We start from the raw sequence: 26539 nt of genomic DNA on the forward strand, positions 1-26539 counted from the left end.
CCGCATGACCGCTCATCGATACACAGCCGTGGTGCTGGCGACGATCACCCTCACATCGGCGGCCCGGGGCGCCGAACCCGCGGTGGCGCCGGACACGGCTCTGGCACGCGTCCGCGTGGTCGAGGCCCGGCGCACGCCGGTTGCCGCCGAGGTCGTGCTCACCGGCGACATCCAGGCTCAGGCGCAGGTCAACGTCTCGTTCCGCACGAACGGCAAGGTCGCCGAGCGCCGGGTCGAGGTCGGCGATCACATCGCGGCCGATCAGGTCCTGGCCGTATTGGAGCCGCTGACCCAGCGGGCCAATCTCGACACCGCCAAGGCCGCCCTGGCCTCCGCTGAAGCGCTGCTGACCCAGGCAAAGATGGCCTTCGAGCGCCAGAAGCAGCTGCTGGCAGGTGGCTACACGACGCGGCCAAGCTACGACAATGCCGAGCAGGAGCTGCGCACCACCCAGGCCGCGGTCGATTCGGCCAAGGCGGCAATCGGAACAGCTCAGGAGCAGTTCTCCTATACGGAGTTGCGGGCCGGCGTGTCCGGGATCGTCACGAGCCGCAGCGTCGAGGTCGGCCAAGTGGTCCAAGCTGGCCAGACCGTTCTGGTGCTCGCCCAGGACGGGCCGCGGGACGCGGTTTTCAACGTCTACGAATCGCTGACCGCGCGACCACCGGGCGACAAGACCATCACCGTCTCGCTGCAAGCGAATCCGGCGATCACGGCGCGCGGAACCGTGCGCGAGGTCTCGCCGACGGTGGATGCGTCGAGCGGCACGGTCCGGGTCAAGATTGGCCTGGAGCAGACGCCCCCGGCCATGGGGCTCGGCGCCGTCGTCATCGGCCACGGGCGCTTCGCGCCGCACGAAGCGGTGATCCTGCCCTGGTCGGCACTGTATCGCTACGACGGTCACCCGGCGGTCTGGGTTTATGATGCCGGACGCCGGACCGTATCGGTCCGCACCGTCGAAATCGACCGGTACGGGCCAGACGTCATCGCCTTGAAGAGCGGCGTCGAGCCGGGCGAGCGCGTCGTCATTGCGGGAATCCAATTTTTGCGTCCGGGGCAGGAGGTTGCCGCCGCCCTCGTTGGAGGCAACCCATGAGGGCGCGTGCGGTTCTGGCGAGCACGACACTCGCGCTCGCACTCGGCGGCTGCGACGGCCATGGCGATGCGCCCAAGGAAGCGACAGCCCCCGTGCGACCGGTCCTGACGCAGGTGGCCGTGCCCAGCGACAGCATCGCGTTCGGCCCCTTCGCAGGCACGATCGAGCCCCGCTACCAGTCGCAACTCGGCTTTCAGATTCCTGGCCGGATGGTGGCGCGCGACGTGACCGTCGGCGACATCGTCAAGAAGGGTCAGCGCCTGGCCGCCCTGGACACCGTGGTGACGCGCTTCGACCTGACCCGGGCCGAAGCCGATCTCGCCGATGCGCGAGCACAGAACGAGAATGCAGAGGCCGCCGAGGTGCGCGCCCGGCGTCTCATGGCGGGGAACAACGTCTCGCAATCCACTCTCGATCAGGCGGTGGCCAAGCGTGACACCGCCCGGGCGCGGCTCGATCAGGCCGCAGCGAGCCTTCAGAAGGCCCGGGATCAGATGGGCTATACCGAGCTGAAGGCCGAGTTCGACGGTGTCGTCACCCAGCGCCTCGCCGAGATCGGACAGGTGCTGAGCGCCGGCCAGGGGGTCGTCACCGTCGCACGGCCGGAGATCCGCGAAGCGGTGGTCGATATCCCGGAGCAGTATGTCGGCGCCCTGCCGGCGGACGGAGTGTTCACGGTGGCGCTCCAGAGCGCGCCCGAACTGACGGCCAGGGGCCGCGTCCGTGAGATCGCGCCGCTTGCCGAGGCCGGGACGCGCTCCCGGCGCATTCGCATCACCCTGGAGGATCCCGGACCCGCCTTCCGGCTCGGAGCGACCATCGATGTGTCGCTGATGCGCAAGGTCCCGCGCCGCTTCCTCCTGCCGGACTCCGCGCTGCTCCAAGACGGCGAGCGCCGCTCGATCTGGATCGTCGCCGCGGACGGCAAGTCGGTGGTGCGCCGCGACGTGACGCCGGCCTCCGCCCCGGAGGGAGACGAGGGCGGGCGCATCGCCATCAGCGCGGGTCTCGCGCCGGGCGAGCGGATCGTCGTGGCAGGCGTCCACACCCTGCGCGAAGGCCAGGCTGTGCGCCTGACCGACGACGCCCGTTGAGCCGGTCGGAGGAGGGCTTCCCGTGAAGGATTTCAATCTCTCCGATTGGGCGCTCGGGCATCGCTCGTTCGTCTGGTTCCTGATGGCGGTCTCGCTGGTGGCGGGCGTGATGGCCTATAGCCGCCTCGGCCGCGAGGAAGACCCACCGTTCACGATCAAGACCGTGGTCGTCCAGACGACATGGCCGGGTGCCACGATCAGGGACACGATCGATCAGGTCACGGACCGCGTCGAGAAGGAGCTGCAGCAGCTCAACGGCCTGGACTATGTTCGCAGTTACACGACGCCGGGCTCATCGACGGTGTTCGTGCAGTTCCGCGATACGCTGAAGAAATCCGACGTGCAGCCGGCTTTCTACCAGGTCCGCAAGCGCCTCGGCGACATCAAGGGCCAGTTCCCGGACGGCGTGCAGGGCCCGTTCTTCAATGACGAGTTCGGCGACGTCTACGGCAACATCTACGCCTTCACCGCCGACGGCCTGACATACCGGCAGCTGCGCGACTACGTCGAGCGCGTGCGCACCGAGGTCCTGCGGGTGCCCGACATCGGCAAGACCCAGTTGATCGGCACTCAGGCCGAGACGATCTATCTCGACTTCTCGACCCGCAAGCTCGCGGGCTACGGGATCGACTTCCAGGCGTTGATCAAGGCACTTCAGGCGCAGAACGCCGTCTCCGCCTCCGGGGTGGTGCAGGCCGGGCCGGAGCGCGTCTCCCTGCGGGTGAGCGGCTCCTTCACCTCGGAAGCCTCGCTTCAGGACGTGAACCTGCGGGTCAACGACCGCTTCTTCCGGCTCGCCGACATCGCCGAGATCAGCCGCGGCTACGAGGATCCGCCCGCCCCGATGTTCCGGGTCAACGGCGAGCCCGCCATCGGCCTCGCCATCGCCATGCGGCCGGGCGCCAACCTGCTGCATTTCGGCGAGGCCCTGAAGGATCAGATGCGGCGGATCGAGGCGACGCTTCCGGTGGGCGTGGGCGTCCACTTGATCTCGGACCAGCCCAAGCAGGTCGAGCACGCGGTCGGCGGATTCACCGAAGCGCTGGTTGAGGCCGTCGTGATCGTGCTCGCCGTCAGCTTCGTGAGCCTCGGCGTTCGGGCTGGGTTGGTGGTCTCGGTCTCGATCCCCCTCGTGCTGGCGATCGTCTTCGTTGTCATGCAGATGATGGACGTGACGCTGCAGCGCATTTCGCTCGGTGCTCTGATCATCGCGCTCGGCCTGCTGGTCGATGACGCCATGATCACGGTCGAGATGATGGTCGCGCGGCTGGAGCAGGGCGACACGCTCCGGAAGGCGGCGACCTTCGCCTACACCTCGACGGCCTTCCCCATGCTCACCGGTACCCTGGTGACGGTGGCGGGCTTCCTGCCGATCGGCTTCAACGGCTCGGGAGCGGGCGAGTACACCTACTCGCTGTTTGTGGTGCTGGCCGCCTCGCTGTTGGTCTCCTGGGTGGTGGCCGTGCTGTTCGCGCCCCTGATCGGCGTCACGCTGCTGCCGAAGACCGTGAAGCACCATGCCGAGAAGCGCGGGTTTCTCACCCGGATGTTCCTGGCGGTGCTTAAAGTCGCCATGGCCTGGCGCTGGACAACGGTCGCGCTCTGCCTCGCCCTGATGGCGGCGGCGATCGTCGGCATGGGCCACGTCCAGCAACAGTTCTTCCCGTCGTCCGATCGCTCGGAGGTGCTGGTCGACCTGACGCTGCCACAGAACGCCACCATCGCCGAGACCAAGGCGCAGATGGACCGGTTCGAGGCCAAGCTGAAGGACGACCCGGACGTGGCGAGCTGGTCTTCCTATGTCGGCCAGGGCGCGGTGCGCTTCTACCTCCCCCTCGACCAGCAGCTCTCCAACGCGTTCTACGGCCAGATCGTCGTCGTCACGAAGTCTCTCGAGGTTCGCGACCAGGTCATGGCCCGACTCCAGGCGATCGGAAAGCGCGACTTCGTCGGCACGGACGTGTTGGTCCAGCCTTTGAGCCTCGGGCCGCCGGTGGGCCGACCGGTCCAGTACCGGCTGAGCGGCGCGAACATGGAAACGGTCCGCCGCCTCGCCCTCGACCTCGCCAACGTGGTTGCCACGGACCGCCGGCTCGACGTGCCAACCTTCGACTGGAACGAGCCCGGGAAGGTCCTGCGGGTCGAGATCCTTCAGGACAAGGCACGCCAGCTCGGTGTGACCAGCCAGGACATCGCCGGCATCCTCAACGGGATCGAGGGCGGCCAGGCGATCACGCAGGTGCGGGACTCGATCTACCTCGTGAACGTCGTCGGGCGGGCGCGGGCCGTCGAGCGCTCGTCGCTCGATACCCTGCAATCCCTGCAGGTCGGCCTGGCCAACGGTTCGGTGGTGCCGCTGCTTTCCTTTGCGAAGATCGGCTACGACCTCGAGCAGCCGATCGTCTGGCGGCGCAACCGGCTTGCGACGGTGACGGTGCGTGCCACGATCCGCGACACCACCCAGCCCGCCACCATCGTGACCGCCCTGCAGCCGGGGATCGACGCGTTCGCCAAGGCGCTTCCCGAGGGCTACACTCTGGAGACCGGCGGCGCCGTCGAGGAATCGGCCAAGGGTCAAGGCCCGATCGCCGCGGTGGTGCCGGTGATGCTGCTCACGATGGCGCTTCTCCTCATGGTCCAGCTCCAGAGCGTCGGCCGGATGCTCCTCGTCTTCACGGTGGCGCCCCTCGGGCTGATCGGCGTCGTCCCGGCCCTGCTGCTGTTCGACAAGCCGATGGGCTTCGTTGCCATCCTCGGCATCCTGGCCCTGATCGGGATCATCATCCGCAACGCGGTGATCCTGGTGAGCCAGATCGAGGAGTTCCGGGCCGAGGGCATGGCGCCCTGGGATGCGGTCTACGAGGCGACCCACCATCGGATGCGGCCGATCCTGCTCACAGCCGCCGCAGCGAGCCTCGGCCTGATCCCGATCGCCCGCGAGGTATTTTGGGGACCCATGGCCTTCGCCATGATCGGCGGCATCCTGGCGGCAACGTTCCTGACGCTGCTGTTCCTGCCTGCGCTCTACGTCGGCTGCTACCGGATCCGTCCGGAGAGCCGTGACCCGGTTCCGGCGCAGCCCGCCTGAGCGACCGGCGACACCGATCGCAGCGTGGTTCCACGCTGCGAAGAGCGGTCGGCCCGCCCCTCCGCCCCCTCAGGGCGGGCCGACCGTGATTCCTCGCATCGGGCACGTCGTGCCGCAGGCCGAAACTCCCGGCTGTCCTCGCGCGTAAGCGAGACCAGAACCGAGGAACTCCGCCCGCATGAACGCCTTCATCGCCGTCGTCCTGGTCTGCGCCAACGGTCTCGCCCAGGAGGCCTGCACCGATGCCGAGGCGCTGGAGGTGCGCAAGGTCCGCGTGGCCAACGAGCTCGGCTGTGCCACCGGCTGGCAGGAGATCATCGCCCGCACCGAACGACGCGAGGAGATCGGCAAGTCTGCCTACCTCAAGACCGAATGCCGCCGGGTGAAGGAGCCGCAGTGACCGCGCGGAGCAGGGCGCCGCTACGTGTCGTACTTGATATAGGCGAAGCGCGGATCGGACGGCGTGCCGTCCAGACCCTGGCCCTCCAGGGCCGGCTGCCAGGCCACGACCTCCTCGATCTTCTTGGCGAGGGCGAAATCCTTCTCGGTGATGCCCTTGGCCGCGTGGTTCATCAGCCTGACCTCGACCCAGGCATAGGAAGCGGTGATATCGGGGTGATGCCAGGCGGCCTCGGCGAGGTGGCCGACCGTGTTGATCACCATGAGCGTACCTTTCCAGCCCGCCGTCTTGTAGGTGCGGCGGATCCAGCCCTCCTCCAGCCGCCATTGCGGCAGCTCGGCTTTCAGCCGCGCCTCCACCGCCGCCTCGTCCAGAACGCCCTCGCGCCGCTCGCTCATTCGCCTCGTCCCCTTCGTCTTGGTATCGGAAGGCGAGGGTGCCCGCGCAGCCGGCGGCACGCAAGCGCGCAGCGGCATCCGGCACGGTGGACGGCGTGTCGCGCGAGCCCTATGACCTTTTTCCAATGGCGTCAGGACAAGTCCACGCCCAAGTCTGCTGTCTTCGAAGACCGCGCAATACGATGGGAGAAGGCGTGATGCTGTCACGGCGCGCAATGCTCGCCGGCGGCCTGCTCGGCGGCCTCGGCCTGCGGGCAGCGCGGGCGGACGTGCCGGTGATCCGCCTCGGGAGCCTGCCGTTCGGCACCTCGACCTGGGAAGCGGCGGTGATCAAGGCCCGCGGCCTAGATACCGCCAACGGCTTCCAGCTCGACGCGGTCAAGCTCGCCGGCAACGACGCGGCGCGGATCAGCTTCATCGGCGGCCAGGTCGACACGATCATCGGCGACCTGCTCTGGGCAGCGCGGCTGGGCAACGACGGCCAGGCGGTGCGCTTCATCCCGTACTCGACCTCGGAGGGCGCCGTGATGGTGCCGGCCGACAGCCCCATCAAGAGCCTGAAAGACCTCGACGGCAAGCGCTTCGGCGTCGCCGGCGGCCCGCTCGACAAGAACTGGCTGCTCCTGCGGGCGCAGGCCAAGGACGCCGCCGGTATCGACCTGGAGCACGCAGCCGAGATCGCCTACGGCGCGCCGCCGTTGATCACTCTGAAACTGGAGCAGGGCGCCCTCGACGCGGCGCTGACCTACTGGACCTATTGTGCCCGGCTTGAGGCCAAGGGCTTCCGCCGGCTGGTCGGCGCCGAGGACATCATGCACGCGCTGGGCGTCGCGGGTGACGTCTCCCTGATCGGCTACCTGTTCCAGGACGCTACCGTGAAGGAGAAGCCCGAGGCGGTGGCCGGGTTCGCACGGGCGTCCCGCGCCGCCAAGGAGATGCTGGCGGCCGATCCCAGCGCCTGGGAGATCGTGCGCCCGCTGATGGCGGCCGAGAACGACGCGACTTTCGAGGCGCTGAAGCGCGACTTCCTGGCCGGCATCCCGCGCCGCCCGGTGGCGGCGGAGCGCGTCGATGCCGAGAAGCTCTACGCCGTGATGTCCCGCCTCGGCGGCACCCGGCTGGTGGGCAAGGGCGATGGTCTGCCGCCGGATCTCTACTACGACAGCGGCCGCAATGGCTGAGCGACCCGTCAGGCCGGTCGCTGCTTCGGGGATCGCCGGGACCGCATGGGCGCGCTGACCCGGATCGCGTCCCTGGCCGTGCTCATCGCCGCTTGGCAGTTCGCCGCGCTGGAGGCCGGGTCGCGCCTGTTGCCGGCCCCGATGGCGGTGCTGCGCTTCATCATCCAGGAGGCCGAGCGCGGTGACCTCGCTCACAATGTCGGGATCACACTGCTGCGGGTGGCGATCTCCTTCGCGGTGGCGATGGTGCTGGGCATCCTGCTGGGCGTCGCCCTCGGTCGCTCGAAGGCCGCCGACCTGACCCTCGACACGCCGCTCCTCGTCCTGCTCAACACGCCGGCCCTGGTGATCACCGTGCTCGCCTATGTCTGGGTCGGGCTGACCGAGACCGCCGCCATCCTGGCGGTGGTGCTCAACAAGCTGCCGAACGTCGCGGTGATCGTGCGCGAGGGCGCGCGCAATCTCGATCCCGGCCTCGACGAGATGGCCCGCGCCTACCGGTTCGACCGGCGCACCTGGGTGCTGGACGTGCTGGTGCCGCAGCTCCAGCCCTACGTGGTCACGGCGGCGCGCTCCGGCCTGTCGCTCGCCTGGAAGATCGTCCTGGTGGTCGAGCTGCTCGGACGCCCCGACGGGGTCGGCTTCGCGATCAACTACTACTTCGTCCAGAGCACCGACGTGGCGGCGATCATCGGCTACAGCCTCGTGTTCATGACCGTGATGATCGGCATCGACGTCCTCCTCCTGCAGCGGCTCGAAGCCCATGTCCGCCGCTGGCGCTGAACCGGTTCTCCAGATCGCGATCGCCGCCAAGCGGTATCGGTCCAAGGGCGCCGAGCCGGTGGAGGCGGTCCGCGATCTCAGCTTCGGCGTCGGGGCCGGCGAGATCGTCTGCCTGATCGGGCCGTCCGGTGCCGGCAAGACTACGACCCTGCGGATCCTGCTCGGCCTTGACACGGATTTCGAGGGCCGGGTCTCCGGCGCCGATCACGCCGGCATGGTGTTCCAGGAGCCGCGGCTGCTGCCCTGGCGCAGTGTCGAGCACAATGTTCGGCTGGGGCTGCCGCGGTCGCGGCGCGGACGCGATCTCGACGGCCTGTTCGCCCAGCTCGGCCTCACGCCTTGGCGCGGCAGCTACCCGAAGGCCCTGTCGCTCGGGATGCAGCGGCGGGTGGCGCTCGCCCGCGCGCTTGCCGACGCACCCCGGGTGCTGGTGCTCGACGAGCCCTTCGTCTCCCTGGACGATACCGCCGCCGCCGAGCTGCGCGGGCTGGTGGTCGACACGGTCGACGCCGCCGGGATGAGCGTCCTGATGGTGACCCACAACGTCACTGAGGCGATCGGCATCGCCGACCGGCTGCTGCTGGTCTCGAAGCGACCCGCGACCCTCATGGCAGATGTGACCCTCGACCGCCCGCGCGGGCAGCGCGACCGCGCCTGGGCCGAGGCGACCCGGGCCGCGCTGGCAGCGCAGCATCCAGGAATCATCTCAGAATAGCCTGCGCCTCCTCACCGGGAGCAGGCGGCTCTTTTCGAGGGCTCAATTCGCCTTGGCTTCGACGTCGATCCGATCGAGCAGGGCTGCCGGCGAGCGGGCCGCGCCGATATCGATGAAGCCGATGCCGGCGGGCTCCTTGGACTTGGCGTGCAGGACGAGCTTGCCGGGCTTCATCACGAACTGGCCCATCGCTGCACCGATACCTTTGGCGGCTGCGGTGTTGCCGAGGATCACGGGGACGCCGAGCAGGCTGGCGGTCACGTATTCCTTGCGCAATTCATCGGGCTTGAGGCTCAGGTCCTTCGACTGGGCTGCGAGGAAGCGTTCGAACAGACCCGCATTTTCGATCGTGAGGTCAAGACTCTTCGCACTGCCGGTGAACATCACCATCGTCGTGGCCGGCAGGGTGCCACTGAACAGTTCCGGTCCGATGCCGCCCAGCGTGCCGGCAAGCCGGACCGTTCCGATATCGCGGCCCGAGATCGTGACATCGCGCAGGGACAGGTCGCGTGCCTTCCCGTCCAGCGCCGCGTCGGCCACCACGTCGAGATCGAGGTCCCGGTAGCCGTAGGCCGGCAGCGCGCCGACGATTGGCGCACCGGCCACGAGATCGGCGGGCAGGCTCAGGCCCGAGAGGGTAAGGCGGCTGGCGCTCGGCACGCCGTCCTGCGGCGGCCCGAACGACAAGGCGGCCTCGCGCAGGGCGACCCGGCGGGTGGGGGCCGCCGTGATCGTGACCGCGAGCGGGTCGCCGGGCTTGGGGTCCGGTGCCCTGGCGTCCGCGGGCTTGGCCTGGGACGGCTTGCCGGGCGCAGCCGCACGGGGGGCTGGGCGCGGATCCTGCGGCGGGGGCTTCGGAAGCTCGGCGTCGGATGGCAGGTCGATGCTGAGATCGGCCAGGGTCAGGCCGCCCAGGGCCGGCGTCAGGCGGCGCATCTCGGCATCACTGAAGCCGGGCCGGGGCTCGGGTTCGGCAGCGAAACTGCGCAAGGCCGCGATCGTCGGCGCCAGTGAGACGTTGGCGAGCGCGAGGCGCCCGAGATGCGCGCGCAGGCTGCCGCGCGACACGGTTATGTTCTCTAGAACCGTGCCGGAATCCGGGCCGGTGGCGTAGGTCGCCCGTCCAATCTCGAACAGGACAGGCCCTTGCGGATCGGCATTGCTGACGCTCAGACCCTGCAAGTCGAGGCTCCCGAGGGCGGTCGCCTCGATCAGGTCGGCTGCGGCCGCCGCGAAGGTCCGCCGGTCGTGAGGCGGCTGGAAGCCCGCGGCGACGATCTCGAAGGCGCCGTTCCAGCCGTCCGGAACCTGCCGGCCGCCGAGATCGCGGCCGTCCAGGCGCGCGATCTTCACAGTGGTGCCGCGGGCGTCCGAATAAATCACATCCGCGACTTGGATCGTGCCGTAGACCCGCTGCACCGGCCCCTTGCCGTCACCCGGAACCGTGTAGAGGCGGCTCAGTGCCGCGAGGTCGAGATCGGTCGCACGGACCTGCCCGTAGGTCCCGTTACCGCGGTTCAGGCCGGCCGCCGCGCTCACCGTCGCGCCCGCGGCGGTCAGTTCCCGGACGCGGCCGGACTTCACATCACGAGCGACCACGTCACGGTAGGTCACGGTCTGGCGGTCGTCGCCCGGGCCGGCATGTTCGGACGTCAAGACCGGAATGGTCAGGCTGCCGGCGTCGAGGCGTGCCAGCCGGGTCTCCCAGGGCTCGGTGGAATCCGACTTCAGGATCGCCGCGAGTTCATCCTTGGAGAGACGCGTGCCGCTCGCCGTCAGCTTCGGCGCCCGGAGCAGCGTGCCACCCAACGGCAGCATGACGTCCGCGACCGTGACGTCCTGGACGGCGGCGGCGCCTTCCTGGGCCGCCAGCGGGGCGGGCAACCCCATCCCGGTGAGGTAGGCGAGGGCGCAGGTCGCGGCCAAAGCCGACCGGAGGCGGGATCGGGCCTTCGGATGGATCATGGGATGGTCCGGATCACGGCTCAGGCGGGGTCGCCGCATGGGTGCCGCGTTTTACCGGTCGAAGCAATTGAACATGCGACGCAGGGGCCCTGAGCCGGCTCCAGTGTCGTAGACGCGCAACGGCCCCGGAAGCGGGACCGCCGCGGCCGTTCAAAGCGAGAACGAGGTACCGCAGCCGCAGGAGGCGGTCGCCAACGGGTTCTCAATCTTGAAGGACTGGCCGATCAGATCGTTGACGAAGTCGATGGTCGAGCCGGACATGTATTCCAGCGAGACCGGATCGACGATCACGGTGGCGCCGTCGCGCTCGATCGCAAAGTCCTGGGCTTCCCGGGACCGGGCGATGTCGAACGCGTAGGAGAATCCAGAGCAGCCGCCGCCGTTGACGCTGATGCGCAGCGACGAGCCCGGGGGCTCCGCGCCCATGATCTCGTTGATGCGCTTGGCGGCGCGGGGGGTCAGGGTGATCTCAGCCATTTGTGCTTTGGCCACGCAAGTGTTCGGTGGACGGCATCGCTCGGCCGTTGCCGAGCCCGCCTCAGCCCACAAGATATGGGTTCAAGGCCCGCGCCGCAACGCGCCGGGCGAGGAGGGGTCATGATCGGGCTGCGTGAGATCGAGAGCGGGCGCCGTGCGTCCGAACGGTGAGCGCTGGCGGGCGCCCTATGCCACGGATCCGTCGCAGACGCGCGGACGGCTGATTGTCGAAGAGTCGTCGCCGACCCGCAGCGATTTCCAGCGCGACCGCGATCGGATCATCCATTCGACGGCGTTTCGCCGCCTGAAGCACAAGACACAGGTCTTCGTGCATCACGAGGGCGACCATTACCGCACGCGCCTGACCCACACCCTGGAGGTGAGCCAGATCGCCCGGGCGCTCGCCCGCGCGCTGGGGCTCGACGAGGATCTGGCCGAAGCCTTGGCCTTGAGCCACGACCTCGGGCACACCTGCTTCGGGCATACCGGCGAGGACGCCCTCGACGCCTGCATGGCGGCCCATGGCGGGTTCGACCACAACGCCCAGGCCCTGCGGATCGTCACCCGGCTCGAGCGGCGCTACGCCGGATTCGACGGCCTCAATCTCGCCTGGGAAACCCTGGAGGGGCTGGTGAAGCACAACGGGCCGCTGCTCGCCCGGGACGGGCAGCCGACCGCGCGCTACATCGAGCGCGGCATCCCGGCGGCGATCCTCGAATACGACGCGCAGAACCCGCTCGACCTGTGGAGCCAGGCCGGCCCGGAGGCGCAGGCTGCGTCGCTGGCCGACGACATTGCCTATGCGGCCCACGATCTCGACGACGGCCTGCGGGCCGGCCTGTTCGATATCCCTGAGCTGCGCGCAGTCCCGTTCCTGGCCGACCTTTTGGATGAAATCGACCGTCTCCATCCGGGCCTCGAACCGTCCCGGGTGATCCACGAACTCGCCCGGCGGGTGATCACCCGATTCGTGGAGGACGTGATCCGTGAGGGCGGCCGCCGCATCGCCGCGCTCGATCCGAAGAATGTCGAGGACATCCGCCAGGCCGCCGAGCCGGTCATCGTGTTCTCGCCGGCGATCGTGGAGGCCGATGCCGAGATCATGCGCTTCCTCTGGGCGCGGATGTACCGGCACCCGGGGGTGGTGGCCGTGCGCAGGAAGGCTGACACCATCGTCAACGACCTGTTTTCGGCCTTCACGGCCGCGCCGTCGCGGATGCCGGAGGAATGGAGCGCCGGGTTGGCCGACGCCCCGGAGGGTCGTATCGCCCGGCGAGTCGCCGACTACATCGCCGGCATGACCGATACCTACGCGGTGCTGGCCCATCGCAAGCTCTACCCGAAGACGCCCGATCTCTACTGGGAGCTGCCGAGCCGTGGCCTGCCCCTGACCGAACCTTGATGTCCGGCCAGGGATTTCGGCGATCAGCAGCCGCAGCCGCAGGTGAAGCTGCCGTAGCAGCCCGAGCCGTAACCGCCGTACCCGCCGCCATAGGCGGCCGGGTAGGCGTAATCGTAGCCGCCATAGGCAGCGGGGTAGCCATACCCATAACCGCCCCCATAGCCGCCATAGAGGCTTCCCGCTGCGAGGCCGAGGCCCAGCCCGATGCCGGCGCCGGCCAGTCCGTAACCGAGTCCGCGGCCGTAGCCGCCGCGGTATCCGTAGCCGCGACCATACCCGTAGCCGCGGCCGTAGACGCCACGCCCGGCGAAGCCGCCGTGATATCCGCCGTAGCCGCCGTGGAAGCCGCCGCCCCGGAAGCCGCGCGCTTCAGCACTTGGCGCCGCCATAGCCACCGCGCAGAGCGCAGCGCCCACCATCATCAATGTCTTCATGAAGATCTCCCCGATCGAGAATTTTGCGATCGGGGAGATCACATAGAATCACGTCGGCCAAGACAAGATGCGCTGCTGGGCGTCGGTAGTCATCGCGTGGGGATAAACTGCCATCATTCGATCGAATGTGGAATCGTTTTTCGACGCGGTTAATGCCGGCTTGGGGCGCTCCGCGGCCCGCTAACGCTGCCGCGCCGTGACACCCTCCCGCCCCCTTGCTAGACGGCTCCGAGCGGGCGCAGGCCGAGACGGCCGGGCGGCAGCATCCCCCGCACGAGCGAGACCGAGACCGATGAACATCTTCGCCCTGTTCGAGGTGCGTGTGCGCAAGGCCGTGGAGGCCCTGACCCGCGCCGGCCAGCTGCCGGAGGGCCTCGACCTCGGCCGCGTCGTCGTCGAGCCGCCGCGCGATCCTTCCCACGGGGACCTCGCCACCAACGCAGCTTTGGTCCTGGCGAAGGAGGCGCGAACCAACCCGAAGGCACTCGGCGAGGCGCTGGCCGCCGAGCTGCGCACCGATCCGCGGATCCTGGAGGCGAGCGTTGCCGGCCCGGGCTTCATCAACCTGCGCTTGGCCCCCGGAATCTTCCACGACGTGATCCGCGGCGCACTCGCAGATCCCAAGAACTTCGGCCGCGCGCAGCTGCAGGGCGGGCCGATCAACGTCGAGTATGTCTCGGCCAATCCCACCGGCCCGATGCATGTCGGTCATGGCCGCGGCGCGGTGTTCGGCGATGCCCTGTGCAATCTCCTGGTCGCGGCCGGGCGGCAGGTGACGCGGGAATATTACATCAACGATGCGGGCGCCCAGGTCGATGTGCTGGCTCGCTCGGCCTACCAGCGCTACCGGGAGGCTCTGGGCGAGCCCTTCACCATCGCCGAGGGGCTCTATCCGGGCGACTACCTGAAGCCCGTCGGCGCCAAGCTCGCGGAGACCCATGGCCGCGCGCTCCTCGACCAGCCGGAGGCCGCGTGGCTGCCGGTGGTCCGCGAGATCGCGCTCGGCATGATGATGGACATGATCCGGTCCGATCTGGCGGCGATCGGCATCCGGCACGACGTGTTCTTCTCAGAACGGACGCTTCTTCAGAGCGGCGCCGTGAAGGCGCTCCTTCAGGAGTTGCGCGAGAGAGGCCTCGTCTACGAGGGCCGTCTGCCGCCGCCCAAGGGACAGCTGCCCGAGGATTGGGAGGACCGCGAGCAGACGCTGTTCCGCACCCAGGAATTCGGCGACGACACCGACCGTCCGCTGCTCAAGTCGGACGGCTCCTACACCTACTTCGCCTCGGACATCGCCTATCACCGCGCGAAGTATCTGGCCGGCGCCACCGAGCTGATCGACGTGCTCGGCGCCGACCATGGCGGCTACGTCAAGCGCATGCAGGCGGCCGTGAAAGCGGTGAGCGACGGCAAGGCGACGCTGGACGTGAAGCTCTGCCAGCTGGTGCGGCTGTTGCGCGCGGGCGAGCCCGTGAAGATGTCCAAGCGGGCGGGCGAGTTCGTGACCCTACGCGATGTGATCGACGAGGTCGGTCGCGACGCGATCCGGTTCATGATGCTCTACCGGAAAAACGACGCGACGCTCGATTTCGACCTCGCCAAGGTTGTCGAGCAGTCGAAGGACAACCCAGTCTTCTATGTCCAGTATGCCCATGCCCGGGTCCGCTCGGTGCAACGGCAGGCGCGCGAGGCTTTCTCTGGCGCCGACCTTTCGCCGGCAGCGTTGCTGCGCGAGGCCGATTTCGACCTCCTGACCGATCCCGGCGAGGTCGAGGTGATGCGGCTGGTCGCCCAGTATCCCCGCGTCCTGGAATCGGCGGCCGTGGCGCACGAGCCGCACAGGATCGCGTTCCACCTCTATGAAATGGCTGCTGCCCTTCATACTTTATGGAACAAGGGCAAAGACTTGCCGCAATTACGGTTTGTTAATGCAACCGACCGAAAGTCGACCTGGGCGCGGCTGGCGCTCGTCGAGGCTCTCCGGAGTACGCTCGCTGCCGGCCTCGCGGTTCTCGGTGTGAACGCGCCGGACGAGATGCGATAGGCTCGATGTGCATCGGGCCGGTGATCGGCGCTGATGTGAGGATGCTGCCATGACGAACGCTTCGCGCGCTCAGGTCGATTTGGACGCCCTCGCGCGCGATCTGCGTCAGGAGCAAGCTCGTGGCGCCGCGGGTGGCGCCAAGCCCGACCCGTTGGCCGAGCTGGCGCGGATCGTCGGCCAGGACGACCCGTTCCGCGCATTGCTCGCAGCGCGCGACGAGATGCGCGGCGTCGCAGCGGCGCATCCCGAGGCCGGCTGGAACGCTCGAGTCGAGCCGAGCTTTGCCCCGGAGCCGGTCAAAGCGAATCCTGCTGATGCCTTCGACCAGTACCTCGCCTCGGTCGAGCGCGACACGCACGAGGAGCCCGTAGCCTATGGCGTGGAGGCTCAGGATTCCGCCGCAGCGGAGTACGAGGACGGCCGTTCGCTCCGGCGGGTGAACCCCCGCCGCCGTCTCGCCTCTGTAGGCGCCGGCATCGCGATCGTCGCCGTGGCCGTCACCGGTGCACTGACTTACAAGGGTCTACACGGCTCGAGCAGCGGTGGCGGCGTACCGGTCGTCCAGGCTGACTCAACGCCTCTCAAGGTCGCCCCGAAGGTTGCCGACGGTGTCGAGATCCCGGACCAGAACCGGCAGATCTACGACACAAAGGGCAAGACGAAGGAAGGCCAGATCAAGATCGTCAACCGCGAGGAGCAGCCGATCGACGTGGCCGAAGCGGCCCGCGCGGCACAGGGGACTGGTCCGGCCGGCGGTGCGCAGAGCGGCACCACGCCGGGCAACGGCCCGTTCGAGGCCTTCGGCGAGCCGCGCCGGGTCCGCACGGTGGCGGTGAAGCCGGAGGCGCCCCCCGCGCCGGTCCAGCGTGAGGCTCAGGCCGACGCCGCTCCGGCCCCGATCCCCACCATGGTTCTGCCCACCGACGAGCAGGCCCAGGCAAAGGCTAAGCCCACCCGTCAAGCGGCTGCGTCTATGCCGGTCACCAGCCCGGAACAGGTTCAGACATCACCGCAATCGACACCGGCTGAGGCCGCCCAACCGAAGCCCGTCGCGGTGAAGGCGCCGCCGAAGGCTGCGCAGCGGGTCGCTTCAGTGTCCACACCGGCCACTGAAGCGCCGGAAGCCGCCGACGACACCGTCAAGACCGGCTCGGTCGGCGGCTTCTCGGTTCAGCTCGGCGTGCGCGGCAGCGCCGCCGAGGCAAAGGCCGCGCTTAAGCAGATGCAGGCCAAGTACAGCGAGCTCGCTGGCAAACCTGAGTTGATCCGGCAGGCCGAAGTCAACGGCAAGACGATCTTCCGTGTCCGCGTCGGGCCGCTGGCCAAGACCGAGGCCGCGAGCCTGTGCACGGCACTACAAGGTGAAGGTGGCCAGTGCTTCGTGGCGAAAAACTGAGCCATCGATAACGGTGGTCTATAGCTTCCTCCTCCGCGCGAAGCGGGAGGGGCCGGCGGGGAGGGACACGAGTCCGTCCCGCAACACTCAGCCTTTGACGATGTCCCAGTTTGGCCGGGGGTGCGGTTTCGCCTTGCCGGCTCCCTGTTCCCGCCCGACTCTACCGGCACCGATTCGCCGGACCCGTCGTTTTCCTAGCCGCACTCGCGTGGCCACCGAGAAACCCGAATGACCGCCCGTGCCCTGATCCTCGGCTGCGCCGGCAAGACGCTCTCCGCCGAGGAAGCCGCTTTCTTCCGCGATGTGCGGCCCTGGGGCTTCATCCTGTTCAAGCGCAATATCGGCACGCCGGACGAGGTACGCGCCCTGACCGCTTCGCTGCGCGACTGTCTCAATTTGGACGCGGCGCCGATTCTGATCGACCAGGAGGGCGGCCGGGTTCAGCGCATGGGGCCGCCGCATTGGCCGGCCTACCCGGCGGGTGGGCGCTACGGCCGCCTGAACGGCAGCGCCACCGCGATCGCGCGACTCGGCGCCCGGTTGATGGCGCACGATCTGGCCGAGGTCGGCATCAACGTCGATTGTGCCCCCGTCCTCGACGTGCCGGCCCCGGGCTCGCACGATATCATCGGCGACCGGGCCTATGCCTCGAACCCTAATTCGGTGGCCGAGATCGGCCGCGCCGTCGCCGAGGGCCTGATGGCCGGCGGGGTCCTGCCCGTGATGAAGCACGTGCCCGGTCACGGCCGCGCCGCCTGCGACAGCCATCACGGCCTGCCCGTGGTAGAGGCAACCCGCGAGGCTCTGGCCGCGCAGGATTTCCGGCCGTTCCAAGCGCTCGCCGACCTGCCGATGGCGATGAGCGCCCACGTGGTCTTCACCGCGATCGACCCGGAGAACCCGGCCACCCAGTCGGCCGCGGTGATCCGCGATGTGATCCGCGGCGCAATCGGCTTCGACGGTCTCCTGATGACCGATGACCTGTCCATGCATGCGCTGACCGGCACGTTCCGCGACCGGACCGAGGCGGCCTTCGCGGCGGGCATCGATATCGGGCTGCATTGCAACGGCACGATGGACGAGATGCGCGCCGTCGCCGAAGCCGCTCCCGTCCTCGCGGGCGAAGCCGCCCGCAGGGCTGCCTCCGCTCTGGCGCTTCTCGACCGGGCCGATGATGGGATCGACGTGTCCGAGGCCCGAGCTCGGTTCGCGGCCGCGCTTGCCACCGCGGCCTAGCGCGTCGGCGGTAACGGAAGGTCGGCTTCCGATAGACCGGGCTTCAACCCGCGGCCTTCCACCGCCCCTACACCCGCCTCTGCTTGTGTTCGTGCGGTCCGATCCCTAGGTTCGCCCGGAAATCTTCAACCGGTCGTGGCGTCACGCACCCACAGGTGGGCGCAGGCAGGTCGACGCACGCAGGAGGTTGCCATGGGCAGCATGAGTATCTGGCACTGGGTCATCGTTGCCGTCATCGTCATGCTGCTGTTCGGACGCGGCAAGGTCTCCGACCTGATGGGCGACGTGGCCAAGGGCATCAAGGCGTTCAAGAAGGGCATGGCCGAAGACGAGACGCCTTCGGCGAGCCAGCCGGTCGCGCCGCCGAGCGAGCCGGTCCGCACCATCCCCCACACCGCCGAGACGAGCCCCGGAACCGCCGTCCCGGCGAGCCATCTGCCGGGCGGCGAGCGTAAGCCGGTCTGAGAGACTGTCAGGACGCGCGCTGTGGTGTAGAGCCTGACGGGGGCTCGGACTCAGGTCCGGCTCCCCAGGCAGCAGGACCGTCGACGACATGCTGGACATGAGTTGGGGCGAGGTGATGCTGATCGGCGGCGTCGCCCTCATCGTCATCGGGCCGAAGGATCTCCCGAAGGCGTTGCGTACCGTCGGGCAGATCACCACGAAGCTGCGCCGCATGGCCGGCGAATTTCAGATGCAGTTCAACGAGGCGATCCGCGAGGCCGAACTCGACGAGGTTCGCAAAGAGGTCGACGGTATCCGCAACACCGTCCGCGCCGCGAGCTCCGGCTTCAATCCTGTCCAGACCATCCGCGACGAGCTGAAGGGTGCGGTCGAGGGCCGGGTCGCCACCCGGCAGGGCTCCGAAACCCTGGGGCCGGAGAAGCCGGCCGCGGACACGCGCTCCCTGGCCGACGCCACCGCGCAGCTCAAGGCCGAGCAAGAGGCCGTCGCGCCGCCGAGCATCGAGAATGCGTCACCGGCCGCTGAGCCGGCCGCGCACGCTGATCCGGTTCCGCACACTGCTCCGACCGAAGCGCCGCTCCCGATTCCGGGCTCAGTGGATGATCCCTACGGGCCTCCACCCGAGCCGCCTTCCACGCACGACACCCCCATGGACCCGAAGAACGGCGCCACTGCCCGATGATGAGCGACGCCGACGAGGCCGAGATCGAAGCATCGCGGGCGCCGCTGCTCGAACACCTGATCGAATTGCGCTCAAGGCTGATCAAGTCGCTGATCGCTTTCGTAGTGATGTTCTTCTGCTGTTTCTTCTTCTCGCGCGATATCTACAACATCCTAGTCTACCCCTATGTCTCGATCGTGGGTGTTCAGAATGCCGAGCTGATCGCGACGCATTTCCTCGAACAGGTGTTCACCAACATCAAGCTGAGCGTCTTCGGCGCGGCGTTCCTGGCCTTCCCGGTGATCGCCACGCAGATCTACGCCTTCGTGGCGCCGGGGCTCTACCGCAACGAGCGCAAGGCGTTCCTGCCCTATCTCGTGGCCACGCCGATCTTCTTCGTGCTGGGGGCACTCGTCGTCTTCTTCCTAGCGATGCCGCTGCTGATCAAGTTTTCGGTGTCGCTCCAGCAGGTCGGCGTCGCAGGCGAGCCGACGATCAAGCTGCTGCCCAAGGTCGACGAATATCTCTCACTGATCATGACGCTGATCTTCGCCTTCGGCATCGCATTTCAGCTGCCGGTGATCCTGACCCTGCTCGGCCAGATCGGCATCATCGACGCAGCCTTCCTGCGGGAGAAACGCCGCTACGCGATCGTGCTTGTCTTTGTCGTCGCCGCGGTTCTGACGCCGCCGGATGTCATCTCGCAGCTCTCGCTCGCTTTGCCGATGCTGATTCTCTACGAGGCTTCGGTGTTCTCCGTGGCGCGGGTCGAGAAGCTGCGCGCGGCGCGGCGGGCCGCGGAGGGACTCGATCCGTAAGGATCGGATGAACCCATCCAGGCTTTGAAAGCACTCGGATCCTGTGCGGCTTCCGGGCAGAACCCCGCTGCCCTCGGAGCTCCCCGCCTCGCATTGTGCCAAAGGGCCTCGGGCCCTTTGGAAACCTGTTCCGTCGCGTCGCCGCGAATCCTATTCCGTCCGCAGGAGAACGTGCCGCTTCTTGCCGAAGGATAGCTTAATCACCCCGTCCGTGGTCAGATCCGCCGGCGTCAGTGATGCCTTCTCGTCCGTCACCGCGACATCGTTGACTCGTAGGCCGCCGCCCTTGATCTGGCGTCGCGCCTCGCTGGTCGATGGCACGAGCTTGGCGACGTCCGGTCCGAAGGCCGTCAGCACTCCCAGACCGGCCTCGAGGGTCGCCGCGGCCACGGTGACGCTTGGCAGATCTGCGGCCAGAGTCCCCTCGACAAATGTCTTCCGCGCGGTCTCGGCGGCGGCCTCGGCGATCTCGCGGCCGTGCATCAGCGCCGTGGCCTCGGTGGCCAGCACCATCTTGGCCGCGTTGATCTCGGAGCCGGCGAGCGCCGCGAGCCGCGCGACCTCGTCCATCGGCAGCAGCGTGAACAGCTTGAGGAATCGCGCCACGTCCGCGTCCTCGGTGTTTCGCCAGAACTGCCAGTAATCGTACGGCTTCAGCATGTCCGGGTTGAGCCAGACGGCGCCCGCGGCGGTCTTGCCCATCTTGGCACCGGAGGACGTGGTCAGCAGCGGGCAGGTCAGGGCGTAGAGCTGGGGCGTGCCCATGCGCCGGCCCAGATCGATGCCGTTGACGATGTTACCCCATTGGTCCGAGCCACCCATTTGCATGGTGCAGCCGTAGCGGCGGTTCAGTTCCACGAAGTCGTAGGACTGCAAAATCATGTAGTTGAATTCCAGGAACGAGAGTTCCTGGTCTCGCTCCAGGCGCAGGCGGACGCTGTCCATCGACAGCATGCGGTTCACCGAGAAGTGCCGGCCTATGTCGCGCAACATCTCGATGTAGTTGAGCTTGGTCAGCCACTCGGCATTGTCGACCATCACGGCGTCGTTCGCGCCCTCGCCGAAGCGCAGGAACCGGTCGAAGGTCTTGCGGATCTCGGCCTTGTTGGCGTCGATCTGCTCGACGGTCAGGATCTTGCGGGTCTCGTCGCGGCCGGACGGGTCGCCGACCCGGGTCGTGCCGCCGCCCATCAGGGCGATCGGCTTGCCCCCCGTGGCCTGCAGCCAGTGCAACATCATGATCGACAGCAGGTGCCCGACATGGAGCGAGGGCGCCGTACAATCGTAGCCGACATAGGTTGTCAGACGTCCTTCAAGCGCGGCGGCGTTGATGCCGGCGAGGTCGGACGTCTGGTGAATGTAGCCGCGCTCGGTCAGGATCCGCAGGAAGTCGGATTTCGGCGCGAAGCTCTCGGCGGTCATGGCTGCGGTCTCGGATCGCGAGCCGGCGCGACAGGCCGAGGCTCTGCGTGCTAGCTCGCGCTGGGGTTCAGGATACGGCGCGCTCTTAGCAGGGCGTTGGCCGAAAGGCACGGGGTCGAGCACAATGGCGATGATGCGCGCGATCGGGCTGATGAGCGGCACCTCGCTGGACGGCGTCGACATCGCTTTGATCGAGACCGACGGCGAGCGGGTCCACGTCGTCAGAGGCCATAACAACTTTCTCGAGCCTCTGGGGCCGACCGGCTATCGCGGCTATTCCGACGACGAGAAAGCGCTCCTGCGGGTGGCGACGAAGGACGCAGAATCCGTGCTGCACCCGGGCGACCGACCCGGGCGCTTGCCCGAGGCCGAGGCGTTCGTCACCCAGGCCCATGCCGAGGCGGTCGAGCGCTTTCTGGTCGAGAACAACCTCAGCGCCGATACGATCGACGTCATCGGCTTCCACGGCCAGACCGTGATCCACCGGCCGGACCAGCGCCTCTCGATCCAGATCGGCGACGGGCAGGCGCTGGCCACCCGGCTCGGCATCCCGGTGGTCTCGGACCTGCGCAGGGCCGATATCGAGGCCGGCGGCCAGGGTGCGCCGCTTGTGCCGGTGTTTCACAAGGCGCTGGCCGAGGCCTCGGGCTTCGACGGCCCGTTCGGAATCCTCAATATCGGCGGCGTCGCCAACGCGACGCTGATCGATTCCAAGGGCGGCGTGATCGCTTTCGATACCGGTCCCGGCAACGCCCTGATCGACGAGTGGATGCAGGAGCGCGAGGGCAAGAACCTCGACGATGGCGGCCGCACCGCCGCCCGGGGGCGCGCCGACGAGCCGCTGCTCGCCTGGCTGCTGATGCACCCGTTCTTCTTCCGCCGGCCGCCGAAATCCCTCGATCGGAACTGGTTCTCGCACAAGCTTGCCGGCCAGCTCACCACCGAGGACGGCGCCGCGACGCTGACGGCCTTTACGGCGCGGGCTGTAGCCCGGGCGCTCGACCACGCCCCCGAGATCCCGACCCGCTGGATCGTGGCGGGGGGCGGTGCCCGCAACGGCGAGTTGGTGCGGCTCCTGAACTATCACCTGCGCGCCGAGATCACGACCGCGGACGCCATCGGCTGGTCCTCGGCCTACCTGGAGGCGCAGGCCTTCGCGTATTTGGCGGTGCGCTCGCTCCGGGGCCTCCCGATCACCTTCCCGCCGACCACCGGGGTGCGTGAGCCGATGACCGGCGGGAGGCTGGCGCGACCGAATGCCTGATCCCCGCGTCGGAAACCGATGCATGGCCCGGCGGTTGGCTCCCGATAGGACGCGATCGGGATTAAAGACCTTGGCCGAGACTTACCTGCGCTACCACGACGGCATCGAGACGCCGGCTCCGGACGAAAACGACACCATCGATGCGATCATTGCGTCGATGACCCGCGAGAGCGAGACCACGGCCAGCCGCTACGGCCACGCGGTGCGCGCCTCGCACGCCAAGGTCAGCGGTGTAGTCATCGGCGAGCTTCAGGTGTCGGACGACCTGCCGGTCGAGCTGAAGCAGGGCCTGTTCGCCACGGGCGGCACCTATCCGGTGATCGTGCGTTTCGCACAGGGCCCGGGCGAACTCCTGAAGGACAGCGTCTCGACCCACCGGGGCATGGCGATCAAGGTTTTGGGCGTCGAGGGCGAGAAGCTGCCCGGTCACGGCGCGACGACCCAGGATTTCGTGCTCGCGACCGGCCCCGTCTTTCCGAACCCGGACGCCAAAGGTTTCCTCGGCAGCATGAAGCAGTTGGAGGCCGGCACGAAAGCGCCGGAAGTTGTGAAGGTCGCCGTCTCAGGGGCGGCCCGGGCAATCGATACCGTCGTGAAAGCAGTGACCGGCGAGAGTTCGCCACTGCTCGACTTTTTCGGCCACGAGCCCCTGCATCCGCTGGCAGAGCCGTATTATTCGCAGGCGGCGCTCCGCTACGGCAATCACGTCGCCAAAATCGCCGCTTTTCCGGTTGGCGCAAAGCAGCATGCCTTAGCCGGAGATCATTTGCATCCGGGCGAGGATCGGGACGCGTTTCGACACGCAGTGACGGCCTATTTTGCCGGCGACACGGCCGTATTCGAGATCCGCGTGCAGCTTTGTACCAACTTGAACGACATGCCGGTAGAGGATGCTTCGAAGCGATGGGACGAGGCCGCGAGCCCCTATCGTACCGTCGCGCGCCTGGTTCTCCCAGCCCAGGATTCCCAATCCGAGGCTCGGACCCGCTACGCCGACGACGTCCTGTCCTTTCGACCCGCCCACAGTCTCGCGGCGCATCGCCCGCTCGGTTCCCTGATGCGGGCACGGCTCAAGACCTATGAGGCGCTCTCCAGTTTCCGCCACGGCCGCAATCAGATGCCGGAGACTGAGCCAACCACCATCGCGCAGATTCCGGACTAAGCGTGAGCCTCGGCCACGCCCTGCGCCGGATCATCGAGGAATACCCACTCGCCCGGCTCGACCCGCCGGCCGGGCATCCCCTGGCAGCCGTGATCCGGCGCGGCGCGCCGGACGAGCTGCGCGGCGCCCTCGACACCATCGATGGCCCGTTCCTGGTGAAGGGCAGCTCCGGACGCGGCAGCCACTGGGCGGCTGTGCCGTGGCTCGCCGTGTTCGACCCTACTGTGACCACCAGCGCCACGCGCGGCTACTATCTGGTCTACCTGTTTCCGGCCCACCGCGAGGTCGTCCACCTGTCGCTGGCGCAGGGGACGGTGGCGGCGATACGCGAGCATGGGACACGGGCGGAAGCCTTTCTCCGCACCAGCGGCGATGCCCTGAGGATGCGCCTGTCTGACTTCATTGACAGGCTGCCGAACACATCAATCACCCTCGGCAGCGCTGGCGAACTACCGGACGGGTACGAGGCGGCACACATCCTTGGTCTCACCTACGACCTAGAGGATCTGAGGGACGAGCGGCGCCTGCGGGCAGATCTCACAGTCGGTATCTCGGCTTATCGGGCGCTCAAAGCGCGGGGTGGAATCGTGGTTTGAGCGGCACGTGGTTCGCGGCGAGGCAATGCGCGATGCCCGGGAACGTTCAAGGACGGATCCGCACCGTTTGTGCCCCCGGCGCTCCCGCGCTAGACGGACCTCGTCATGTCTCACAACTCGTTCGGCCACCTGTTCCGCGTCACGACCTTCGGCGAGAGCCACGGGGTCGCGCTCGGCTGCGTGGTGGATGGCTGTCCGCCCGGGCTGGCGCTGGAGGCCGAGGAGATCCAGGCCGAGCTCGACCGCCGCAAGCCCGGCCAATCGCGTTTCACCACCCAGCGCCGCGAGCCCGATCAGGTGAAGATCCTATCGGGGGTATTCTCCGACGATCGTACGGGCGGGCGTCAATTTACGACCGGCACGCCGATCGCCCTGATGATCGAGAACACCGATCAGCGCTCGAAGGATTATTCCGAGATCCGCGACAGTTACCGTCCGGGCCACGCCGACTACACCTACGACGCTAAATACGGTATCCGCGACTATCGCGGTGGCGGCCGCTCCTCCGCCCGGGAGACCGCGGCGCGGGTCGCCGCCGGTGCCGTGGCGCGAAAGGTGATCCCGGGCATCACCATTCGGGCAGCCCTGGTCCAGATGGGGCCGCACGCCATCGACCGGTCGCGCTGGGACTGGGCTGAAGTCAGTAACAATCCGTTCTTCTGCCCGGATGCCGAAGCGGCCGGCCATTACGAGAGCTATCTCGACGCGATCCGCAAGGACGGCTCGTCCGTCGGCGCGGTGATCGAGGTGGTGGCCGAAGGCGTACCGCCCGGCCTCGGCGCTCCTGTCTACGGCAAGCTCGACGCGGATCTCGCCGCCGCCATGATGTCGATCAACGCCGTGAAGGGCGTCGAGATCGGTGACGGATTCGCGGCCGCCGCTCTACGCGGCGAGGACAATGCTGACGAGATGCGAGCCGGCAATGGCGGGCGCCCACGTTTTCTCGCCAACCACGCGGGCGGCATCCTCGGCGGCATCTCGAACGGCGAGCCAGTGGTGGTACGCTTCGCCGTGAAGCCGACCTCCTCGATCCTGACACCGCGCCGCTCCGTGACCCGCCACGGCGCTGAGGTCGATCTCATCACCAAGGGCCGCCACGACCCCTGCGTCGGCATCCGCGCGGTACCGGTTGCGGAGGCTATGATGGCCTGCGTGCTGGCCGATCACTATCTACGCCATCGCGGGCAGGTGGGAGCGGCCTGACCCGCCGGGGCCGGGCCCGATCGCGCTGCGATCGATCACGGCTCCGGGTCCAGACTTTTCACAGGCTCGCATGCGCCGGACCGGGATTCTTGTCGGCAGCACGCGAACCAGGCCCTTCCGTCCCTCGGGGTTGGAGGGATGCAAGACGAGAGAGCGATCCGTGCCCCATTGCACCGTCACAGAGACCATCGCGGCCTTCGCCCGCGGCGAGATCGTGGTCGTTACCGATGATGATGATCGCGAGAATGAGGGCGACCTTGTCGTCGCGGCTTCGCTCTGCACGCCGGAGAAGATGGCGTTCATCATCCGCAACACCTGCGGCATCGTTTGTGCGCCGATTACCCAGGACGAGGCTCGGCGGCTTCACCTCGATCCGATGGTCGCGTCGAACGATGCGCCGCTCGGCACCGCCTTCACGGTCACGGTGGATGTGAAGCACGGGCTGACCACGGGCATCTCCGCGGAACAGCGCTGCAATACGGTGCGGGCGCTGGCCAACGGCAACATGGGCGCCGGCGATTTCGTGCGGCCCGGTCACGTCTTCCCGCTGATCGCTCGCAACGGCGGCGTGCTGATGCGCTCGGGCCATACCGAGGCCGCGGTCGATCTGTGCAAGCTCGCCGAATTGCCGCCGGTGGGCGTGATCTGCGAACTTGCCAACGACGACGGCACCGTGATGAAGGGGCCGCAGATCGAGGCCTTCTCAGAGAAGCACGGCCTGAAGCGCGTCTCAGTCGCCGACCTGATCGCCTATCGGCAAGCGCGCGACAGGCTGGTGGAGCGGGTGGGGCACTTCACCGTCCAGTCCAACCACGGCGAGGTGACCGCCTATGCGTTCTCGACCCCGTTCGAGACGATCCAGCAATTCGCCTTCGTGATGGGCGAGATCGGCGATGGCCGGGACGTGCTGGTGCGGCTGCACCGCTCCAACGTTGCCGCTGACGTGATCGGCGGCGGCAAGCAGATCGATGCGGTGCTCAAACGCTTCGCATCCGCCGGACGCGGGGTGCTGGTCTACCTGCGCGACGGCACCGCGGGCGTCCCGTTGAAGAGCACCAAGGAGGAGGGGACGGAGGCCGTGCGCGCCCGCCAGTGGCGCGAGGTCGGCCTCGGCGCCCAGATCCTGCGCGACCTCGGAATCGTCTCGATCCGCAATCTCGCCACCTCTGCCCGCTCCTATGTCGGCCTGTCGGGCTTCGGCATCGAGCTTTTGGGCGACGAGCCTTTGGAGGGCTAGCT

The 26539-nt window shown here is 68.0% G+C and carries 24 protein-coding genes; 19 read left to right on the top strand and 5 right to left on the bottom strand.

The window, feature by feature from the left end:
- The first annotated feature begins 4 nt into the window (after positions 1-4).
- The 4 genes from MKK65_RS14415 (at position 5) to MKK65_RS14430 (ending at position 5678) form a co-directional block, all read left to right on the top strand.
- The gene (locus tag MKK65_RS14415; RefSeq protein ID WP_243958568.1) at positions 5-1096 is read left to right on the top strand and encodes an efflux RND transporter periplasmic adaptor subunit; all 1092 of its coding nucleotides are present in this window, start codon (positions 5-7) and stop codon (positions 1094-1096) included.
- On the top strand, positions 1093-2190 hold the full coding sequence (locus MKK65_RS14420; protein ID WP_243958427.1) for an efflux RND transporter periplasmic adaptor subunit: 1098 nt from the start codon (positions 1093-1095) through the stop codon (positions 2188-2190). Before MKK65_RS14415 ends, MKK65_RS14420 begins: the two co-directional genes overlap by 4 nt.
- A 22-nt stretch (positions 2191-2212) precedes the next feature.
- Entirely contained in the window at positions 2213-5278 is a 3066-nt protein-coding gene (locus MKK65_RS14425) for an efflux RND transporter permease subunit (RefSeq protein WP_313902041.1), read from the top strand.
- 178 nt (positions 5279-5456) lie between these two features.
- Positions 5457-5678: a hypothetical protein gene (locus MKK65_RS14430; protein WP_058194421.1), complete on the top strand. Its 222-nt coding sequence runs from the start codon at positions 5457-5459 to the stop codon at positions 5676-5678.
- Between the two features lie 20 nt (positions 5679-5698).
- Here MKK65_RS14430 and MKK65_RS14435 read toward each other — a convergent pair whose 3' ends face one another.
- The gene (locus MKK65_RS14435) at positions 5699-6076 is read right to left on the bottom strand and encodes a 4a-hydroxytetrahydrobiopterin dehydratase (RefSeq protein WP_058194422.1); all 378 of its coding nucleotides are present in this window, start codon (positions 6074-6076) and stop codon (positions 5699-5701) included.
- 197 nt (positions 6077-6273) lie between these two features.
- Here MKK65_RS14435 and MKK65_RS14440 point away from each other — a divergent pair, with 197 nt between their 5' ends.
- Genes MKK65_RS14440 through MKK65_RS14450 form a run of 3 tightly spaced genes read left to right on the top strand, consistent with a single transcriptional unit; the run spans position 6274 to position 8755 of the window.
- Positions 6274-7257 carry an ABC transporter substrate-binding protein gene (locus tag MKK65_RS14440; protein ID WP_243958429.1) on the top strand — a complete coding sequence of 328 codons (984 nt, stop codon included), beginning with the start codon at positions 6274-6276 and terminating at the stop codon, positions 7255-7257.
- 45 nt (positions 7258-7302) lie between these two features.
- Positions 7303-8040, top strand: a complete 738-nt coding sequence (locus MKK65_RS14445; RefSeq protein ID WP_243958430.1) for an ABC transporter permease — start codon at positions 7303-7305, stop codon at positions 8038-8040.
- Positions 8021-8755, top strand: coding sequence for an ABC transporter ATP-binding protein (locus MKK65_RS14450; RefSeq protein ID WP_243958431.1), 735 nt, complete (start codon positions 8021-8023; stop codon positions 8753-8755). Before MKK65_RS14445 ends, MKK65_RS14450 begins: the two co-directional genes overlap by 20 nt.
- A 42-nt stretch (positions 8756-8797) precedes the next feature.
- Here the strand turns inward: MKK65_RS14450 and MKK65_RS14455 are convergent, their stop codons facing one another.
- The gene (locus MKK65_RS14455) at positions 8798-10720 is read right to left on the bottom strand and encodes a hypothetical protein (protein ID WP_243958434.1); all 1923 of its coding nucleotides are present in this window, start codon (positions 10718-10720) and stop codon (positions 8798-8800) included.
- A 150-nt stretch (positions 10721-10870) separates the two neighbouring features.
- Positions 10871-11197 carry a HesB/IscA family protein gene (locus tag MKK65_RS14460; RefSeq protein ID WP_058194426.1) on the bottom strand — a complete coding sequence of 109 codons (327 nt, stop codon included), beginning with the start codon at positions 11195-11197 and terminating at the stop codon, positions 10871-10873.
- Positions 11198-11351: 154 nt separating this feature from the next.
- On the opposite strand from MKK65_RS14460, the gene MKK65_RS14465 reads away from it, so the two are divergent.
- Positions 11352-12599: a deoxyguanosinetriphosphate triphosphohydrolase gene (locus tag MKK65_RS14465; RefSeq protein WP_243958436.1), complete on the top strand. Its 1248-nt coding sequence runs from the start codon at positions 11352-11354 to the stop codon at positions 12597-12599.
- A 23-nt stretch (positions 12600-12622) separates the two neighbouring features.
- Here the strand turns inward: MKK65_RS14465 and MKK65_RS14470 are convergent, their stop codons facing one another.
- Entirely contained in the window at positions 12623-13033 is a 411-nt protein-coding gene (locus tag MKK65_RS14470) for a hypothetical protein (RefSeq protein WP_243958438.1), read from the bottom strand.
- A 292-nt stretch (positions 13034-13325) separates the two neighbouring features.
- On the opposite strand from MKK65_RS14470, the gene argS reads away from it, so the two are divergent.
- The 6 genes from argS (at position 13326) to tatC (ending at position 19653) form a co-directional block, all read left to right on the top strand.
- The gene (gene argS / locus MKK65_RS14475; protein WP_243958440.1) at positions 13326-15077 is read left to right on the top strand and encodes an arginine--tRNA ligase; all 1752 of its coding nucleotides are present in this window, start codon (positions 13326-13328) and stop codon (positions 15075-15077) included.
- 49 nt (positions 15078-15126) lie between these two features.
- The gene (locus tag MKK65_RS14480; protein WP_243958442.1) at positions 15127-16473 is read left to right on the top strand and encodes an SPOR domain-containing protein; all 1347 of its coding nucleotides are present in this window, start codon (positions 15127-15129) and stop codon (positions 16471-16473) included.
- A gap of 228 nt (positions 16474-16701) precedes the next feature.
- Positions 16702-17709 (top strand): beta-N-acetylhexosaminidase, encoded by a 1008-nt coding sequence (gene nagZ / locus MKK65_RS14485; RefSeq protein ID WP_243958444.1) that lies wholly within the window; start codon positions 16702-16704, stop codon positions 17707-17709.
- Positions 17710-17901: 192 nt separating this feature from the next.
- Positions 17902-18174: a twin-arginine translocase TatA/TatE family subunit gene (locus tag MKK65_RS14490; protein WP_058194431.1), complete on the top strand. Its 273-nt coding sequence runs from the start codon at positions 17902-17904 to the stop codon at positions 18172-18174.
- Between the two features lie 88 nt (positions 18175-18262).
- The gene (gene tatB, locus MKK65_RS14495; protein WP_058194432.1) at positions 18263-18856 is read left to right on the top strand and encodes a Sec-independent protein translocase protein TatB; all 594 of its coding nucleotides are present in this window, start codon (positions 18263-18265) and stop codon (positions 18854-18856) included.
- Positions 18853-19653: a twin-arginine translocase subunit TatC gene (tatC, locus tag MKK65_RS14500; RefSeq protein ID WP_243958446.1), complete on the top strand. Its 801-nt coding sequence runs from the start codon at positions 18853-18855 to the stop codon at positions 19651-19653. Before tatB ends, tatC begins: the two co-directional genes overlap by 4 nt.
- Before the next feature lie 150 nt (positions 19654-19803).
- On the opposite strand, the gene tyrS is transcribed toward tatC, so the two are convergent.
- Positions 19804-21075 (bottom strand): tyrosine--tRNA ligase, encoded by a 1272-nt coding sequence (gene tyrS / locus MKK65_RS14505; protein WP_243958448.1) that lies wholly within the window; start codon positions 21073-21075, stop codon positions 19804-19806.
- 124 nt (positions 21076-21199) lie between these two features.
- On the opposite strand from tyrS, the gene MKK65_RS14510 reads away from it, so the two are divergent.
- The 5 genes from MKK65_RS14510 to ribB all read left to right on the top strand — a co-directional run bounded on the left by MKK65_RS14510 (position 21200) and on the right by ribB (position 26537).
- Complete coding sequence (locus MKK65_RS14510) at positions 21200-22339, top strand: anhydro-N-acetylmuramic acid kinase (protein ID WP_243958450.1); 1140 nt, start codon at positions 21200-21202, stop codon at positions 22337-22339.
- A gap of 70 nt (positions 22340-22409) precedes the next feature.
- A complete protein-coding gene (locus MKK65_RS14515; protein WP_243958452.1) occupies positions 22410-23501 on the top strand; it encodes a catalase family protein in 1092 nt (363 codons plus the stop codon).
- A gap of 2 nt (positions 23502-23503) precedes the next feature.
- Complete coding sequence (locus MKK65_RS14520) at positions 23504-24097, top strand: DUF3578 domain-containing protein (RefSeq protein ID WP_243958454.1); 594 nt, start codon at positions 23504-23506, stop codon at positions 24095-24097.
- 105 nt (positions 24098-24202) lie between these two features.
- A complete protein-coding gene (gene aroC, locus MKK65_RS14525; protein ID WP_243958456.1) occupies positions 24203-25300 on the top strand; it encodes a chorismate synthase in 1098 nt (365 codons plus the stop codon).
- Between the two features lie 160 nt (positions 25301-25460).
- The gene (gene ribB, locus MKK65_RS14530; protein ID WP_243958458.1) at positions 25461-26537 is read left to right on the top strand and encodes a 3,4-dihydroxy-2-butanone-4-phosphate synthase; all 1077 of its coding nucleotides are present in this window, start codon (positions 25461-25463) and stop codon (positions 26535-26537) included.
- The last annotated feature ends 2 nt before the right edge of the window (positions 26538-26539 follow it).

The organism is Methylobacterium sp. J-001, from assembly GCF_022829565.1.
Taxonomy (GTDB): Bacteria; Pseudomonadota; Alphaproteobacteria; order Rhizobiales; family Beijerinckiaceae; genus Methylobacterium.

Excerpts from the sequence above, each read along its gene's own strand:
- MKK65_RS14415 (WP_243958568.1), top strand. The coding sequence starts at position 5 with ATGACCGCTCATCGATACACAGCCGTGGTGCTGGCGACGATCACCCTC.
- MKK65_RS14420 (WP_243958427.1), top strand. The coding sequence starts at position 1,093 with ATGAGGGCGCGTGCGGTTCTGGCGAGCACGACACTCGCGCTCGCACTC.
- MKK65_RS14430 (WP_058194421.1), top strand. The coding sequence starts at position 5,457 with ATGAACGCCTTCATCGCCGTCGTCCTGGTCTGCGCCAACGGTCTCGCC.
- MKK65_RS14435 (WP_058194422.1), bottom strand. The coding sequence starts at position 6,076 with ATGAGCGAGCGGCGCGAGGGCGTTCTGGACGAGGCGGCGGTGGAGGCG.
- MKK65_RS14440 (WP_243958429.1), top strand. The coding sequence starts at position 6,274 with ATGCTGTCACGGCGCGCAATGCTCGCCGGCGGCCTGCTCGGCGGCCTC.
- MKK65_RS14445 (WP_243958430.1), top strand. The coding sequence starts at position 7,303 with ATGGGCGCGCTGACCCGGATCGCGTCCCTGGCCGTGCTCATCGCCGCT.
- MKK65_RS14450 (WP_243958431.1), top strand. The coding sequence starts at position 8,021 with ATGTCCGCCGCTGGCGCTGAACCGGTTCTCCAGATCGCGATCGCCGCC.
- MKK65_RS14455 (WP_243958434.1), bottom strand. The coding sequence starts at position 10,720 with ATGATCCATCCGAAGGCCCGATCCCGCCTCCGGTCGGCTTTGGCCGCG.
- MKK65_RS14460 (WP_058194426.1), bottom strand. The coding sequence starts at position 11,197 with ATGGCTGAGATCACCCTGACCCCCCGCGCCGCCAAGCGCATCAACGAG.
- MKK65_RS14470 (WP_243958438.1), bottom strand. The coding sequence starts at position 13,033 with ATGAAGACATTGATGATGGTGGGCGCTGCGCTCTGCGCGGTGGCTATG.
- argS (WP_243958440.1), top strand. The coding sequence starts at position 13,326 with ATGAACATCTTCGCCCTGTTCGAGGTGCGTGTGCGCAAGGCCGTGGAG.
- MKK65_RS14480 (WP_243958442.1), top strand. The coding sequence starts at position 15,127 with ATGACGAACGCTTCGCGCGCTCAGGTCGATTTGGACGCCCTCGCGCGC.
- nagZ (WP_243958444.1), top strand. The coding sequence starts at position 16,702 with ATGACCGCCCGTGCCCTGATCCTCGGCTGCGCCGGCAAGACGCTCTCC.
- MKK65_RS14490 (WP_058194431.1), top strand. The coding sequence starts at position 17,902 with ATGGGCAGCATGAGTATCTGGCACTGGGTCATCGTTGCCGTCATCGTC.
- tatB (WP_058194432.1), top strand. The coding sequence starts at position 18,263 with ATGCTGGACATGAGTTGGGGCGAGGTGATGCTGATCGGCGGCGTCGCC.
- tatC (WP_243958446.1), top strand. The coding sequence starts at position 18,853 with ATGATGAGCGACGCCGACGAGGCCGAGATCGAAGCATCGCGGGCGCCG.
- tyrS (WP_243958448.1), bottom strand. The coding sequence starts at position 21,075 with ATGACCGCCGAGAGCTTCGCGCCGAAATCCGACTTCCTGCGGATCCTG.
- MKK65_RS14510 (WP_243958450.1), top strand. The coding sequence starts at position 21,200 with ATGGCGATGATGCGCGCGATCGGGCTGATGAGCGGCACCTCGCTGGAC.
- aroC (WP_243958456.1), top strand. The coding sequence starts at position 24,203 with ATGTCTCACAACTCGTTCGGCCACCTGTTCCGCGTCACGACCTTCGGC.